This is a genomic window from Streptomyces sp. TAA040 (assembly GCF_000424845.1).
Window position 1 is genome coordinate 83,310 of the sequence record NZ_AUKR01000010.1, and the last position, 14,736, is coordinate 98,045.

At 74.2% G+C, this 14,736-nt stretch carries 13 protein-coding genes; 11 read left to right on the forward strand and 2 right to left on the reverse strand.

Annotated elements, in window-relative coordinates:
* Nucleotides 1-125: 125 nt before the first annotated feature.
* Nucleotides 126-797, reverse strand: a complete 672-nt coding sequence (locus H300_RS0110545; protein WP_028427398.1) for a bifunctional DNA primase/polymerase — start codon at nucleotides 795-797, stop codon at nucleotides 126-128.
* Nucleotides 798-1,365: 568 nt separating this feature from the next.
* Here H300_RS0110545 and H300_RS0110550 point away from each other — a divergent pair.
* The 7 genes from H300_RS0110550 to H300_RS0110580 all read left to right on the forward strand — a co-directional run bounded on the left by H300_RS0110550 (nucleotide 1,366) and on the right by H300_RS0110580 (nucleotide 10,589).
* Entirely contained in the window at nucleotides 1,366-3,066 is a 1,701-nt protein-coding gene (locus H300_RS0110550; protein WP_028427399.1) for a PP2C family protein-serine/threonine phosphatase, read from the forward strand.
* 158 nt (nucleotides 3,067-3,224) lie between these two features.
* The gene (locus H300_RS0110555; RefSeq protein WP_028427400.1) at nucleotides 3,225-4,685 is read left to right on the forward strand and encodes an aminopeptidase P family protein; all 1,461 of its coding nucleotides are present in this window, start codon (nucleotides 3,225-3,227) and stop codon (nucleotides 4,683-4,685) included.
* 352 nt (nucleotides 4,686-5,037) lie between these two features.
* Nucleotides 5,038-5,658, forward strand: coding sequence for a hypothetical protein (locus H300_RS29225; RefSeq protein WP_158678348.1), 621 nt, complete (start codon nucleotides 5,038-5,040; stop codon nucleotides 5,656-5,658).
* A 251-nt stretch (nucleotides 5,659-5,909) separates the two neighbouring features.
* The gene (locus tag H300_RS0110565) at nucleotides 5,910-6,305 is read left to right on the forward strand and encodes a helix-turn-helix transcriptional regulator (protein WP_028427402.1); all 396 of its coding nucleotides are present in this window, start codon (nucleotides 5,910-5,912) and stop codon (nucleotides 6,303-6,305) included.
* Between the two features lie 76 nt (nucleotides 6,306-6,381).
* The gene (gene modA / locus H300_RS0110570; RefSeq protein WP_028427403.1) at nucleotides 6,382-7,155 is read left to right on the forward strand and encodes a molybdate ABC transporter substrate-binding protein; all 774 of its coding nucleotides are present in this window, start codon (nucleotides 6,382-6,384) and stop codon (nucleotides 7,153-7,155) included.
* 129 nt (nucleotides 7,156-7,284) lie between these two features.
* A complete protein-coding gene (locus H300_RS0110575) occupies nucleotides 7,285-9,324 on the forward strand; it encodes an ABC transporter permease (RefSeq protein WP_028427404.1) in 2,040 nt (679 codons plus the stop codon).
* A 401-nt stretch (nucleotides 9,325-9,725) separates the two neighbouring features.
* Nucleotides 9,726-10,589 (forward strand): trypsin-like serine protease, encoded by an 864-nt coding sequence (locus H300_RS0110580; protein WP_199779169.1) that lies wholly within the window; start codon nucleotides 9,726-9,728, stop codon nucleotides 10,587-10,589.
* Nucleotides 10,590-10,745: 156 nt separating this feature from the next.
* Here the strand turns inward: H300_RS0110580 and H300_RS0110585 are convergent, their stop codons facing one another.
* Nucleotides 10,746-11,363 carry an ATP-binding protein gene (locus H300_RS0110585; RefSeq protein WP_028427406.1) on the reverse strand — a complete coding sequence of 206 codons (618 nt, stop codon included), beginning with the start codon at nucleotides 11,361-11,363 and terminating at the stop codon, nucleotides 10,746-10,748.
* 286 nt (nucleotides 11,364-11,649) lie between these two features.
* Here H300_RS0110585 and H300_RS0110590 point away from each other — a divergent pair, with 286 nt between their 5' ends.
* From H300_RS0110590 to H300_RS0110605, 4 genes are all read left to right on the forward strand, one after another.
* Nucleotides 11,650-12,480, forward strand: a complete 831-nt coding sequence (locus tag H300_RS0110590; RefSeq protein WP_486583694.1) for a hypothetical protein — start codon at nucleotides 11,650-11,652, stop codon at nucleotides 12,478-12,480.
* Between the two features lie 207 nt (nucleotides 12,481-12,687).
* Entirely contained in the window at nucleotides 12,688-13,431 is a 744-nt protein-coding gene (locus tag H300_RS0110595) for a YcnI family protein (RefSeq protein ID WP_028427408.1), read from the forward strand.
* A 146-nt stretch (nucleotides 13,432-13,577) separates the two neighbouring features.
* Nucleotides 13,578-14,264: an SCO family protein gene (locus tag H300_RS0110600; protein ID WP_028427409.1), complete on the forward strand. Its 687-nt coding sequence runs from the start codon at nucleotides 13,578-13,580 to the stop codon at nucleotides 14,262-14,264.
* Nucleotides 14,261-14,731, forward strand: coding sequence for a copper chaperone PCu(A)C (locus tag H300_RS0110605; RefSeq protein ID WP_028427410.1), 471 nt, complete (start codon nucleotides 14,261-14,263; stop codon nucleotides 14,729-14,731). Before H300_RS0110600 ends, H300_RS0110605 begins: the two co-directional genes overlap by 4 nt.
* Nucleotides 14,732-14,736: the final 5 nt, after the last annotated feature.

The window sequence follows — 14,736 nt, forward strand, 5'->3', positions numbered from 1 at the left end:
CGCACGGCCCCACCCGCACGAGTGACGACCCAACGGGTGACGGCCGGGTCCGCAGGTGGCCGTCGGCTCCCGCGGGCCGAGCCGCCGGCCCAGGGGTGCCCCGGCTGGGGAGCCGCCCCGCGCGCTCAGAAGGTGAGGCGACTGCCACCGTCGGGAGCCGTGCTGCTGGCCGCCACCAGGACGTCCAGCAGCTCCTCCATCCCGGGCAGATAGGGGCCGCTGCCGCCCTCCGGGACGACAGGGCGACGTTCCCAGCAGACCTCGCTGCCAGCGGCTTCCGTGGGCGGCAGCGGGATGTAGCCGCCCTCTCCGTGGAAGCGCAGCGAGCTGGGCACCCAGTCCTGGGCGTGCAGCAGTTCGCCGAGCTCGGCCAGTTCGTACGGTGCCACCAGCAGAAGGAAGCGGGTGGGCGTGGCGGCGACGGGGCCGGTGCGCACTCCGCGCCGGTCCAGTTCGCGCAGCGCGGCCACCCCGGCCGAGGCGGGCAGGCTGAGCGCGCAGGGGGCGCTGCCGCCGGTGGCCAGCAGAACGGAGGCGCCGGGGCGGTCCGTCCACCACCAGCGCACCATCCGGGCATCGGTGGTGGCGGCCAGCAGGTCGACCTCATGCGGGTGCGCACCGGGCACCGGGCAGTCGGGACGGGGGCAGGCGCATGCGCGTGAAGAGGGGCGGGCGGAATCCCGCAGGGCGGCACCGGGCACCACCGGCCAGTGCCACTGGGTGGCACACCCGAGCGCGGCCGTCCGCCGTGCCCAGCGTGACATGCGTCGCCTTCCGATTCCGAGGATCTCGCGCATGGGCGCTCGTTCCTTTCCGTTACGCCGAAACAACTCCGGACAACGCCGAGCGGGCTCCGTCGGGCATCGACAAAGGATCCTCCGAGGTCGACAAAACCGCCGAGAGCGACACAGAACGTGGATTTCACATCACTACGCGTACAAAGCAGCGCATCATGGTGCAGGCCTGGCGTGGAACATCGCGGGGGGTGGCGCGCGCTTGGCGCTTGCGCTTCGTGCCGTGCGTACGTGCCTGGTGTGCTGAACCAGCTTGCCACGCACCGGACGCCGGGTCCGGCCACTGCCGGTTGAGACGCAGGGACGCGTTTCCGGGTTCCGATCGACCCCGACCGACCCGCACTCTCTCCCACTCGTACCCAGAACCGGCCCTGCGACCGATACCGATGGACGACAGTCGATCCCGAACAGGCGCACACAGGGAACTTTTCGCGCCAATCTGCGGGACAATCGGCTTGTCACCCCCGGCGAAGCACCCCGTCCGGACATGATCGCCCACACAAGGACAACGCTGGACATCCCGTCGGCGGTGCGTGTACATCTGGATGCATTACCGGCAGAGCACCATGACATGGGGGTTTGCGATGCTGATGAGAAGAACGATCTCCGTGGAAAGCCACTGCTCATGAGTACACCCCGGAACTCAAAAGTGGCTGGAATCAGCCCACCCCCGACACAGGCGGAGCACACTAGCGCCCCTTCGGGCTCCGCACACCCCCCGGACGGCGCCGATCAGGCCCCCGGGAACACGGTGCCGGACGCCGCGGTGCACGCCGGCGAGGGCTGCGCCCCGGGCTTCGGTGCGTCCCCGCAGACGGCGACGCACGGCGGCGAGGGCCCCGCCGACGGGCTCCCGCCCCGGCCGGTCGACCGGCTCGCCGCCGTGCAGGACCGGCTGGCGGGCTGGATCTCCGACCTCACGACACTGCACGACCTCACCGAGCGGCTGCTGCGCTCGGACTCACTGGAAGAGGCGCTGGACGAGACCCTGCGGGCCGGCGCGTCGCTGGTCGGCGCCCGCCGCGGGCTGATCGCCCTGGAGCCGGGTGACGGACTCGGCCCGGAACGCACGGTCGGGCTGGGGCTGGGCCGGTCCGACCTGGGCCAGCTGGAGACGATTCCGCGCAGCGCCACCTTCCACGGCCGCCTGCTCGACGGCCTGCCGGAGTCCGGCGGTCCGCGGGAGCTGACCCGGCCCGACCTTGCGGGAGAGGACGACCTCGACCCCCGCCACCGCGAGGTCGCCGCCCGTCTGGGTTACGCCGCCGGCCACGCGGTGGCACTCGCCACCGCCAGCACCGGCCGGGACCCGGAGGGGACGGCCCCCGGCACCCCCGCGCCTCTCGGCCTCCCGGCAGCACCCGGCGTCCCGGCAGCCGGCGCCGCCTTCGACGACCCGGCCGAGCCGACCGGACGCCCCGCTGTGCACCTGGGTGCCGCGGTCTGGCTGTACGACGAGCCGGCCGAGCCCGACGGGCGGCAGCGCCACCTGCTGGGCCTGTATCTGCGCTGCGCCGCCGAGCAGATCGACCGACAACTCTCGCTCGACCGCGCCCGCGCCGCGGCCGAGGCGGTGCGGGAGGAGCTGCTCCCGTCCCGCCTGCCGCGCGTACCGGGGGTGCGGCTCGCCGTGCGGCACCGCACCGGTCCCCGCGGCGGGGGCGACTGGTACGACGCCCTTCCGCTGCCCGAGGGGGCACTCGGCCTGGCGGTCGGCGGCGTGACGGGCAGCGGCCCGACGGCGATCGCGGCGATGGGCCGGCTGCGGGCCTCGCTCCGCGCCTACGCCGTGATGGAGGGCGAGGACCCGGTCGCGGTGCTCTCCGACCTGGAGCTGCTGATGCGGCTCACCGAGCCCGCCCGTTCGGCCACCGCGCTGTTCTGCTTCGCCGAGCCCGGCTCCCGGCGGATCGTCCTCGCGGGAGCCGGGCACTGCCCGCCGCTGCTCGTCGGCCCGCGCCGGTGCGACTTCGTCGAGACCACGCTGTCCGCCCCGCTGGGTATGCTGGCCTGCTGGGAGGCGCCGAGCGTGGAGCTGGAACCGGAGGCCGGTGAAACGCTCCTGCTGTACAGCGACGGGTTGGTGCAGCGCACCGGCCTGCCCCTGGACCGGGCCTACGCGCGCGTGCGGGCCGCCGCCGCCGGCGCGTCCCCCGCGGTGCGGGACGACCCCGACGCCCTCGTCGATCACGTGCTGCACACCGTCCTGCCCGACGGAGGCGCGGACGCCGACGGCGAGGAGGACGTGGTGCTGCTCGCCGCCCGCTTCTGACCGCCCCGGAGCCGACCGGTCGGAAGCCGTCCCGGTGCCGGGCCTGCCCCCTGTCCGGGTGCGGGCGGCGAAGGCTCCGGTGGTTCGGCCCGCCGCTGGTCGGCGGCCGGGACATACGATGGACGGCGGTCCCAGTCCGTACGCAAGGAGGCAGCGACGTGGCCGAGCAGCAGTCGCCGGAGACCCCGGCTGACGAGCAGCCCATCAAGCAGCGGAAGAACGGCCTCTACCCGGGTCTGTCCGACGAGCTTGCCGAGAGCATGAGGTCCGGGTGGGCCGACACCGAACTGCACGACCTCGAACCGGTCGAGCAGGCCGAGCACACCGCACGCCGCCGCGCCGCGCTCTCCACGCGTTTCCCCGGCGAGCGGCTGGTCGTGCCGGCGGGCGGTCTGAAGACCCGCTCCAACGACACCGAGTACCGCTTCCGTCCCTCGGTCGAGTACACGTGGCTGACGGGTGACCAGAGCGAGGACGGCGTCCTCGTGCTGGAGCCCAGGTCCGGCGGTGAGGGGCACGACCCGCTCCTCTACCTGCTGCCGCGTTCCGACCGGGAGAACGGCGAGTTCTGGCTGGACGGCCAGGGCGAGTTGTGGGTCGGCCGCCGACAGAGCCTGTCCGAGGCCGAGAAGCGGTACGGGATGCCCTGCGCCGACGTGCGCACCGCCGCCGCGTCGCTGCGCGACGCCACCGGACCGGTGCGGCTGGTGCGCGGCCACGAGGACGCCCTGCTGACCGCGCTCCACGACAAGGTCACCGCCGAGCGGGACGAGGAGCTGCGCACGTACCTGTCCGAGGCGCGGCTGGTCAAGGACGCGTTCGAGATCGACGAGCTGCAGAAGGCGGTGGACGCCACCGTCCACGGCTTCGAGGACGTCGTCCGGGTGCTCGACAAGGCGGAGGCCACCTCGGAGCGCTACATCGAGGGCACCTTCTTCCTGCGCGCCCGGGTCGAGGGCAACGACATCGGCTACGGCTCGATCTGCGCCTCCGGACCGCACGCCACGACGCTGCACTGGGTGCGCAACGACGGCCCGGTGCGCTCCGGTGAGCTGCTCCTGCTGGACGCCGGTGTGGAGACCCACAGCCTCTACACCGCCGACGTCACCCGGACGATGCCCGTCAACGGCCGGTTCGACCCGCTCCAGCGGAAGATCTACGACGCCGTGTACGAGGCCCAGGAGGCGGGCATCGCGGCGGTGCGCCCGGGAGCGAAGTACCTCGACTTCCACCGGGCCGCGCAGCAGGTGCTGGCGACACGCCTGGTCGAGTGGGGACTGGTGGAGGGGCCGGTCGAGCGGGTGCTGGAGCTCGGGCTCCAGCGGCGCTGGACGCTGCACGGCACCGGCCACATGCTGGGCATGGACGTGCACGACTGCGCCGCCGCGCGCCGGGAGAGCTACGCCGAGGGCACCCTGGAGCCCGGCATGTGCCTCACCGTCGAGCCGGGTCTCTACTTCCAGCCCGACGACCTCACGGTGCCGGAGGAGTACCGCGGCGTCGGCGTGCGGATCGAGGACGATCTCGTGGTGACGGAGGACGGCAACCGGAACCTGTCGGCGGGCCTCCCCCGCCGGGCCGAGGACGTCGAGTCCTGGATGGCCGAGCTCAAGGGCTGACCTGACCGGTCGGCACGGCCCGCGGCCGGTGGGCCCCTTCGGGGGGGCTCACCGGCCGCAGCCGTGTCTCTACCAACCCCGCGGACAGCCGGCCCCGCGGTGGGACGGAGCCGCAAGGCGGACGGCAGCGCCACCGGTCACAGGACGGTAGCGCCACCGGTCACAGGACGGCAGCGGTATCGGGCGCGGGACCGGGGACGCCGGGCGCGGGCCCCCGGAGCGGCGCCGGGGGCCGGCCCCGGGGACGGCCCGGGTCCCCCGTTCGGAGTGCCTCCAGTGGTCGCGGCGCCGAACGGGGGATCCCATGATCCTGGACGCGCGCCCGCCTTCCCGCGCGTACCAGGGAGTCACGATGCGCAGAGCTCACCGCGGCCCGGGAGCCGCCCGTCTCACCGCTGCCGGTCTGCTGTCCGCGGCCGTCGTCCTGGGCACCGCCGGCACGGCAGCCGCGGACCCTGTCGTCGACGGCAGCGTCACCGTCCAGCCCAACCCGGTGGCGCCGGGCCACGGTTTCGCCGTGTACGGCACCAACTGCGCCGACGACACAGGAACCGTCAGGTTCGAACCGCCGTCCGGCGGCGCCGCACTGCCCGACCTGGAGCTCAGCATGCTGAGCAACGCGCTGGGCGCGACCGGCAGCGTTCCGGAGGGGACCGGCCCCGGCGGCTACCGGGTGCTGGTCGACTGCGACGACACCACCTACGAGGGCACCCTCACCGTGGCAGCGGGCGCCGCCTCGCTCTCGCCGAGCAGTTCGCCGAGTGCCACGCCGAGCCAGTCGCCGAGTGTGAGCAGCACCTCGACGCCGTCGGCGCAGCCGACCGCCTCGGCCACCGCGCCGCAGGGCGGGGTACGCACCGGTAGCGGCGGCACGAGCAGCACGGTGAACCCGGCCGTCTGGGCCGCGGGGGGCGCCGTCGTGATGGCACTGATCGGCGGCGGCCTCTGGTACCGCCGGCACGGACAGGCCTGACCGCGGGCGGAGGCCCGGACACGCGCCCGGGCCCCCGCCCATCCGGCCCCGCCCGCGGTCAGGCCCCGCTCCCGCTCCCCGGTCGCGCACACGGTAGCGGCCGCGGCCGTGCCCGCGGTCACGCACGGGCGCCCGGGGCGCCCGAGACGTCGAGGTCGCCCGGCGCAGCACACACCGTACGCACGCACATGCCGGTCGATTCGCGCACCCGGCCTTGCAGATGCGCCACCCATATCGCTAATGTGCCGCACATGCAGCAGTACACCCTGAGTCGCGCGGCGCGTCTGCTGGACGTGAGCCCGGACACCGCGCGGCGCTGGGCCGACGCCGGCCGCCTCCGCACCGAGCGCGACGCCTCGGGCCGTCGGCTGATCGACGGCCGCGAACTGGCCGCGTTCTCAGTACACCTCGCCCAGCAGGACGAGGGCGACGAGGAGGCACCCTACACCTCTGCGCGCAACGCCTTCCCCGGCATCGTCACCGCCGTGAAGCTCGGCGATGTCGCCGCCCAGGTGGAGATCCAGGCCGGACCGCACCGGCTGGTGTCCCTGCTGACCAGGGAGGCCGTCGAGGAGCTGGGCCTGGAGGTCGGCGTCGAGGCGACCGCGCGGGTGAAATCCACCAGTGTGCACATCGACCGCACCTGAACCGGCGCGCCCGGCGGCCCGGTCGGCGACCGGCACCGGGCCGCCGCCGCACCGCACAGCCGAGGAGCCGCTCCGCATGCGTCCCGCAACCCGACGACCGCGCCGCCTCTCCGGCGCGGTGCTCGCCTCCGCGCTGCTGCTGCCGCTGGCCGCCTGCGGCGGCTCGGAGACGGCGGACGGTCCGACCGAACTGACCGTGCTCGCCGCGGCCTCGCTCACCGACGTCTTCCGCGCCGCGGGCGCCGCCTACGAACGGGAGCACCCGGGCACCGAGGCGGCCTTCTCCTTCGCCGGCTCCCAGGAGCTCGCCGCCCAGGTACGGCAGGGCGCCCCCGCCGACATCATCGCCACCGCGGACGTCCCCACGATGGAGGGCCTGCGGGACGAGACCGGTGCGTCGGCCGTCTTCGCCCGCAACCGCCTGGTCATCGCGACCGAGCCGGGGAACCCGGAGCAGGTCGGCGGTCTCGCGGACCTCGGCGACCCCGACCTGAAGGTCGTCCTCGCCGCCGACGAGGTCCCGGTGGGCCGGTACGGACGGCAGCTGCTGGCCGACCGGGGGGTGTCCGTCCGCCCGGTGTCGCGGGAGCCCAGCGTGCGGGCGGTGCTGAGCAAGGTCGAGCTGGGCGAGGCGGACGCCGGCATCGTCTACCGGACGGACACCCGGGCAGCCGGCGCCGAGAAGGTGGACACCGTGGAGATGCCCGACGGGCAGAACGTGGTCGCCGCCTATCCGGCCGCCGCGCTCGACGGCTCCGACCACCCCGAGGAGGCCGCGGCGTTCGTGGAGTGGCTGACCGGGGACACAGCACGAGGGCTGCTCCGCGATGCCGGTTTCCAGCAGCCCTGACGGCGGCGCACGCCGCCCGGCGCCTCGTCCGGGCGCCGCCGCCCGCTCCGGTCGCGCACGCCGCCCGCGACCCGCCCCGCCCACCGGCCCCCCAGCACGGGCGGGGACCCCCGGCGGAACGGACCGACGGTGAACCGGAACCGCAGCCGCAACCGGGTGTCCGGCACCCGGGCTCCGCTCGCACTCGCCCTGCCCGCGCTGCTGGCGGTCGCGTTCCTCCTACTGCCGCTGCTCGGCGTACTGGCACGCACTTCGTGGGGCGAACTCGGCGGCCACCTCACCGCACCGGAGTCCGTCCGGGCGCTGCGGCTGTCGCTGACCGTGTCCCTGTGGACGCTGGTGCTCTCGCTGCTGCTCGGTGTCCCGCTGGCCTGGGTCCTCGCGCGGGTGCCCTTCCGCGGCAAGGCGGTGGTCCGCTCGCTGGTGCTGCTGCCGATGGTGCTGCCCCCCACCGTCGGCGGTGTCGCCCTGCTGCTCGGCTTCGGCCGACGCGGGTTGCTCGGACCCTGGTTGGAGAGCACCTTCGGGCTGGTGCTGCCGTTCCACACCTCGGGGGCCGTGGTCGCGGCGACCTTCGTGTCCATGCCGTTCCTCGTCATCAGCCTGGAGGGCGCGCTGGCCGGGCTCCGACTCCGCTACGAGGAGACCGCCGCCTCGCTCGGCGCCTCCCCGTTCCGGGTGTTCAGGACCGTGACGCTGCCGATGGTGGCCCCCGGGCTGGCCGCGGGGGCCGCCCTGACGTGGGCTCGTGCGCTCGGCGAGTTCGGTGCCACCATCACCTTCGCCGGGAATCTGCCCGGCAGCACCCAGACCCTGCCCCTCCAGGTCTACCTGCTGCTCCAGAACGCACCGGAGGCAGCGACCTCGGTGTCGCTGCTGCTGCTCGTGGTGGCTACGGCCGTCCTCGTCGCCCTGCGCGGCCGCTGGACCGCAGGCGCCCGGTCGGTCCCCGCGGACCGGCACGCGCCCGAGCCCGGCACCGCGGCGGACCCGCTCTCCACTCCCGCCGCTCCGGGAGCCGCGCCGAAGGCCGACCAGGCCGCTCCGACCGCAACCCGGGCCGCACCGCCCGCGACCGCACCGGCGGAGGCCGCGGCCGGAGACGGGCCCCGGGACGGGTGGGGTCTGCACGCCGAGGTGACCGGCTTCAACCGCCTCGTGCTGGACGCGGACCCCGGCACCACCGTGGCGGTGGTCGGCCCGAACGGGGCCGGCAAGACCACTCTGCTGCGGGCGCTGCTGGGGCTGACCGGCCGCTCCCACGCCCGGGTCGCGCTCACCGGGGCGCCGTCCGGCGACCGGGTGGAGGTGACGGCCGCGCCGCCGCACCGCCGGGGCGTGGCCTGGGTGCCGCAGGACGGTGCGCTGTTCCCGCATCTGACCGCCCTCGCGAACACCGCCTACGGGCTGCGGGCCCGGGGGATGCCGCGGGCCGAGGCACAGCGGGCCGCACAGGGCTGGCTGGACCGGCTGGGAGTCGGCCCCCTCGGACACCGCCGGCCCGATCGCCTCTCCGGCGGCCAGGCCCAACGGGTGGCGCTGGCAAGGGCGCTGGCGGCACACCCGCGCCTGCTGCTGCTCGACGAACCGCTGGCCGCTCTCGACCAGACGACACGGGCGCAGGTACGGCACACCCTGCGCGCGCACCTTTCCGACTTCGGCGGGGTCTGCCTGATCGTCACCCACGATCCGGTTGAGGCGGTCTCCCTGGCCGACCGGGTCCTCGTGCTGGACGGCGGCCGTGCGGTGCAGGACGCGCCGCCCACCGAGGTGGCCCGGCATCCCAGGTCACCCTGGGTGGCGCGGATGCTGGGCAGCAACGCCTGGCCGGGCACGGCCGGCGCCGAGGGCCTGGAGTGCGCGGGTGGCGGGCACCTGGTCGCCGCCGAGCCGGTTCCGGTCGGCACCGGGGCGCTCGCGGTGATCCCGCCGGAGGCGGTCTCGCTGCACCGGGACCGCCCGGCAGGCAGTCCGCGCAACGTGTGGCGGGGCACGGTGCGGGAGATCACCGCGATGGGCAGCAGGCTGCGTGTCCTGGTCGTCTCGGACAGCGCCCCCGACCTCGTCGCGGAGATCACCCCGGCTGCGGCGGCGGAGCTGCGCCTCGCCGACGGCACCGCGGTGTGGAGCAGCGTCAAGGCGACCGAGGTCACCCTCGTCCCCACGTGAGGACTGTCCCGCCCGGCACCGACAGCACACCGGCGTGTTCGGGAAGTCCCGCCGGCCCGGCGAGTCCTCGCGCCCTCGTACCGCAGGAGGCCCGGGAGGCTCCGGAGCCCGATGAGAATCGGCCGTTGCCGAGGAATCGTGCGGGATCCGGGCCGGTGACGTTCCGGCAGATGGGCGCGGGTTCCGAGCCGAACGTTCGGACAGTGGTGGGGGCTTGGGCTGCGGGCTATTTCGGTAGGCACTCTTGTGCGCGACCCATCGCACCCCTGAGACTCCTGATTGTCAGGAGCACGCCAGAGCATCACGGCGTGCTCAGGCTCTGCTCCCCCGGGCCACACCCAAGGCCCTTACCCCACGGAGGACGAGTGAAGACCAGACGTACCACCACCCCCCTCGGCGGCATGTCCAAGCGCGCCCGCCTGATCGCCACCGCTTCGGGGCTCGCCGTGGCCGCGGCGCTGATGAGCCCGGCCGTCGCCCAGGCCGAGGAGCCCTCGACGTTCAGCAAGGCCCAGTTGAACCAGGCCAGTGACGCGGTCCTGGAAGCTGACGTCGCGGGCACCGCCTGGCGGGTCGACGAGAAGACCGGCACCCTGGTCGTCAAGGCCGACCGCACCGTCAGCAATGCCGAGATCGCCGAGATCAAGAAGGCCGCGGGTTCCAACGCCGGCGCCGTCGAGATCGAGCGCACCCCGGGCAAGTTCACCAAGTACATCTCCGGCGGCGACGCCATCACCACCGGCAGCGGCCGTTGCTCGCTGGGCTTCAACGTGCGCAGTTCCAGCGGCGCTTCCTACTTCCTGACCGCGGGCCACTGCACCGACGGCTTCCCGACCTGGTACACCGGCTCCGGCGCCTACCTGGGTCCGACGGCGGCTTCCAGCTTCCCGGGCAACGACTACGGGATCGTCCAGCACAGCAACTCGCAGTCGAAGCCGGGCACCGTCGGCGGCCAGGACATCACCACGGCCGCCAACCCGTCCGTCGGCCAGTCCGTCACCCGGCGCGGCAGCACCACCGGCACCCACGGCGGCCAGGTCACCGGCCTGAACGCCACCGTCAACTACGGCGGCGGCGACGTGGTCTACGGCATGATCCAGACCAACGTCTGCGCCGAGCCCGGCGACAGCGGCGGCCCGCTGTACTCCGGCACCACCGCGCTCGGCCTCACCTCGGGCGGCAGCGGCAACTGCACCTCGGGCGGTACGACCTTCTTCCAGCCGGTCGTCGAAGCCCTGAACGCCTACGGCGTGAGCGTGTACTGAGCACCACCGACCGGGGTCCGCTCCCCGTCGCCAGCGCCCCGGCCGTCGGCACCGCCGTCGGCCGGGGCGTCTCCGGCGCGGGGGCTCCGAGGAGCCCGATCGGGGGAACGACCCCGACGGAGCCACGAAGCACGGCGGCGTCGGAGGTCGGCCGCTTCAGGACGCCTTCAGCAGGGCGTCGTCACGCCACTTGAGGATCTTGTCGAAGCTGACCACCGCCCCGTCGCCGGGTCGGCTGCGGAACCGGACGTGGTCGACGAGCGACCTGATCAGGAACAGGCCGCGCCCGCCCTCCGCACCCGCCTCGGGAACGTCCTGTCCGACGGGCGCCGGCGGTACGGCCTCCGGAGCGGGCCCGAGGGACGGCCCCGGCAGCGGCACCCGGACGCCCTCCGGCGAGGTGCCGCGAACGGACCCGGTGGCAGCGGGAGTCGGGGACGTACCGGAGGACCGGGGGAAGGAGTCGGCCGGATGTTCGGCGGCCCCCAGGAACGCGGGCCCGGAAACGGTGGCCGGAAAGCCGGGACCGCGGTCGCTGACCTCGATCCGGCACAGATCGCCGTCCAGATGGGCCGTGACCCGGTAGGCGTCGTCGGCGCCGCTGCCGCGCCCGTGCTCGACGGCGTTGGCGCAGGCCTCCGAGAGGGCCACCGACAGGTCGTACGCGATGTCGGCCTCCACTCCGGCCGTTTCCATCGTCCCGAGCAGCAGTCGGCGGGCGAGAGGCACGCTCGCGGCCTCACGCCGCAAATGGAGAGTCCACCAGATGCTCATGCTCCAGCCTCCTGGCTGCGGTCGACATACCGAGGCTCGACATACCGATACGTATTGCCCTTCTCACCGCACCGTAAGCATCGGGTTGACGTGACACCGCTCATTCGGCGCATGCCAGGCGTTCCGCCGCGCCAGGCTCCGCCCGATGTCGGCCACGTCGCCCTGCGACCCGCTCCCGGCGCCGCCGCGCCGCCTCCCGACGCCTACGGCCGTCCGGCCCGGGGCGGCCCTGCCCGTGTCCGGTACGACCGGTGGTGAGATGATGTCGCCCGCCATGGTTGTACCCGTGCGGCGTGCGAGCGCCGATCTGCGCGTTCTCCGGGCCGCGGTGTTCACCGCGGCCTGCGTCGCGCTGTCCGCGGCCGGCCATGTGTTCGCCGCGGGAGCCCCGGTACCGCTGTGGTCCCTGGGCGTCGCCGTGGCGGCGGTGTTCGCGGTGGCCCTCCCGCTCGCCGGGCGCGAGCGGACGCTGCCCGGGATCGCCGGCGTCCTGGCCGCGGGGCAACTCGCCCTGCACACTCTCTTCGCCGCCGCGCACAACGGCGCCGCGGTACCCGCGCCGCCGTCCCCGACGGGCAGTGGCAGCGGTCTGGTCGCACTCGCCGGCAGCCTGCTCTGCGGCAGCCAGCCGACCGTCGGCATCACACACGCCGAGGCCCGGCGCATCCTGGCCGACGCGGGCATCGACGTACCGGCGGTCGCCCAGGCAGCCCACGCGACGCATCCGGTCGTCACCCCGTCCGCGGCCGGCGGCGACCCGGCCGCCGTCGAGTGCCTCCAGGCGATCGTGCGGACGGCGCTGTCCATGGCGTCCGGTCCGATGCTGCTGGGCCACCTCGCCGCGGCGCTGGCCGCCGGCTGGCTGCTGCGGCGCGGAGAGGCCGCACTGTGGCGGCTGGTCCAGCTGTCCGCCGTCGCGGTGGACGAGGCGCTGCGGTCACTGCGCGCCGCCCTCCGCGCCACCGACCGCCCCGCCGCGGAGCACGGCACTGCGGCGTCCGGACCGTGTCCCACCGGCGCGTCCGACGGGTGGGCCCCGGCGCCCGCCGAACTGCGGCACTCCGTCAGCCGGCGCGGTCCGCCGGCTGACCGGCGCGACGTCGACCTGACGGCCTGACCCGCCCCGTCCCCTCCCGGCCGCCGGCGCAACGCGCCGGTGCCCGCGTGCGCTGCGGTTCCCGCGTGCGCGACAGCGGAGGAGGACGCACACGGATGCGGCCGGTGCACCCACCGGTTCCGACCGGTGCCCGGGCTGAACAGGGAGCGGTCGCGTCGCCGTACCCCATCCTGTCCGTTTCCCGCTGTATCTGGAGTGTCCGATCAGATGACCTCGTTCAAGACCAGCTCGTTCGCCCGCCGCGCCGCCGTCGCCACCACGCTGACCGCGGCCGCCGTCCTCGTGGGCGGCGGGCCCGCCCTCGCCCACGTGACCGTCGACCCGGAGGAGGTTCCGGCCGGCGGCTACGCCACGATCAACTTCAAGGTCCCCAACGAACGGGACAACGCCTCCACCACCAAGCTGGAGATCACCCTCCCGACCGACCACCCCCTCGCCTCCGTGCAGCCCGAAGCGGTCCCCGGCTGGGAGGTGGAGGTCGAGCGCGGCAAGCTGGACGAGCCGATCGAGATGCACGGCGAGGAGGTCAACGAGGCCCCGCGCCGGATCGTGTGGACCGGCGGCGAGATCGCGCCGGGCCAGTTCCAGCGCTTCCCGGTCTCGGTCGGCCAACTGCCGGGGGACGCCGACCAACTGGTCTTCAAGGCGATTCAGACGTACGACAACGACGAGGTCGTCCGCTGGATCGAGGTGCCCGAGGGCGGCGAGGAGCCGGACAGCCCCGCGCCGGTCCTGGCACTCGGCGAGTCCGAGGGCGGCCACGGCGCCGCCGACGACGAGCACGAGCAGGCCGACGACACCGAGCAGGCCGGCGACACCGAGGAGACCGCGTCCGGCGGCGAGCCGGAAGCCGCCGCGGACACCACCGCCCGGGTACTGGCCGGGGTCGGCATCGCGGCCGGCCTCGGCGGCATCGCCTTCGGCGTGGCCGCCCGCCGCCGCACCTCCTGACCGCGAGGGTGGCCGCCTGACCGGTTCCGGTGCCGCCCGGGGTGGTGCCGGGAGCCGTACGGCTCCCGGCACCACCCCGGCCCCGCCCGGCCGACCGCCCCTTCACCACCCTCACCATCTTCACCACCGGCAAGGAATACAGCGCCATGCGAAGCACCACCCGATCCGCACCCGGCGGCCGGCGCCGTCGGCAGGCAGCCGCCCTCGCGTCGGCAGCCCTGCTCGCCGTCGCCGCGGCCGCCTGCTCCGGCGGCGGCGACGAGGGCGGGGACACCGTCGCCGAGGTCTCGAAGACCTCGGACACCAGCCGGGCCACCGTCCTCGACCAGCCCTTCGACAAGCCCGACCTGGTTCTCACCGACACCTCGGGCGAGGAGTTCGACCTGGTCGAGGAGACGGCCGGCAAGCCCACGCTGCTCTACTTCGGCTACACCAACTGCCCCGACATCTGCCCGCTGACGATGGGCAACGTGGCCGTCGCCGAGGCCGGTCTGACCGAGGCGCAGCAGGAGGAACTCCAGGTCGTCTTCGTCACGAGCGACCCCGAACGGGACACCCCAGACGAGCTGGGCGCGTGGCTGGACGGGGTGGCGCCCGGCGCGGTCGGCCTGACCGGCGACTTCGCCACCATCCAGGCCGGCGCCCGTTCCGTCGGCGTCTCCATCGAGCCGAGCGTCGAGAAGGAGAACGGCGATATCGAGTCCACCCACGGCTCGCAGGTGCTGTTCTTCTCGCCCGAGGACGACAAGGCGCACGTGCTCTACACGGAGGACGCGACCGCCGAGGCCTTCGAGAAGGACTTCCCCCGGCTCGTCGAGGGGAAGAACCCGTGACCGGCCCGCGCGGCCTCCGCGCCGCGGGCCTCGCGTGCCTGCTGGCTGCCGTGACCGCCCTGTCCGGTTGCGCCGGCGGGGACGCCGAGGGACCCCAGGTGTCCGCCGTGCCGGACTCCGCCTACATCCCGGAGCCCCCGACCGACAGCACCGCGGGCGGCTTCCTCACCCTCACCAACGAGGGCGACGAACCGGACCGGCTCACCGGCGTCACGAGCGACCTGTCGGACGACGTCCAGTTGCACCGGACGGAGGACAACCGGATGTCCCGGGTGGACTCGCTGGAGATCCCGGCCGGCGGGGAACTCGCGCTCTCCCGTGGCGGCAACCACGTGATGTTCATGGAGCTGAACCGCGTTCCCTCCGAGGGCGAGACAGTCGCGCTGGAACTGCGTTTCGAGAAGTCCGACCCGATCACGCTCGACGTCCCCGTGGAGTCCGGAACTTACACCGGGCACGCGCACTGAGGAGC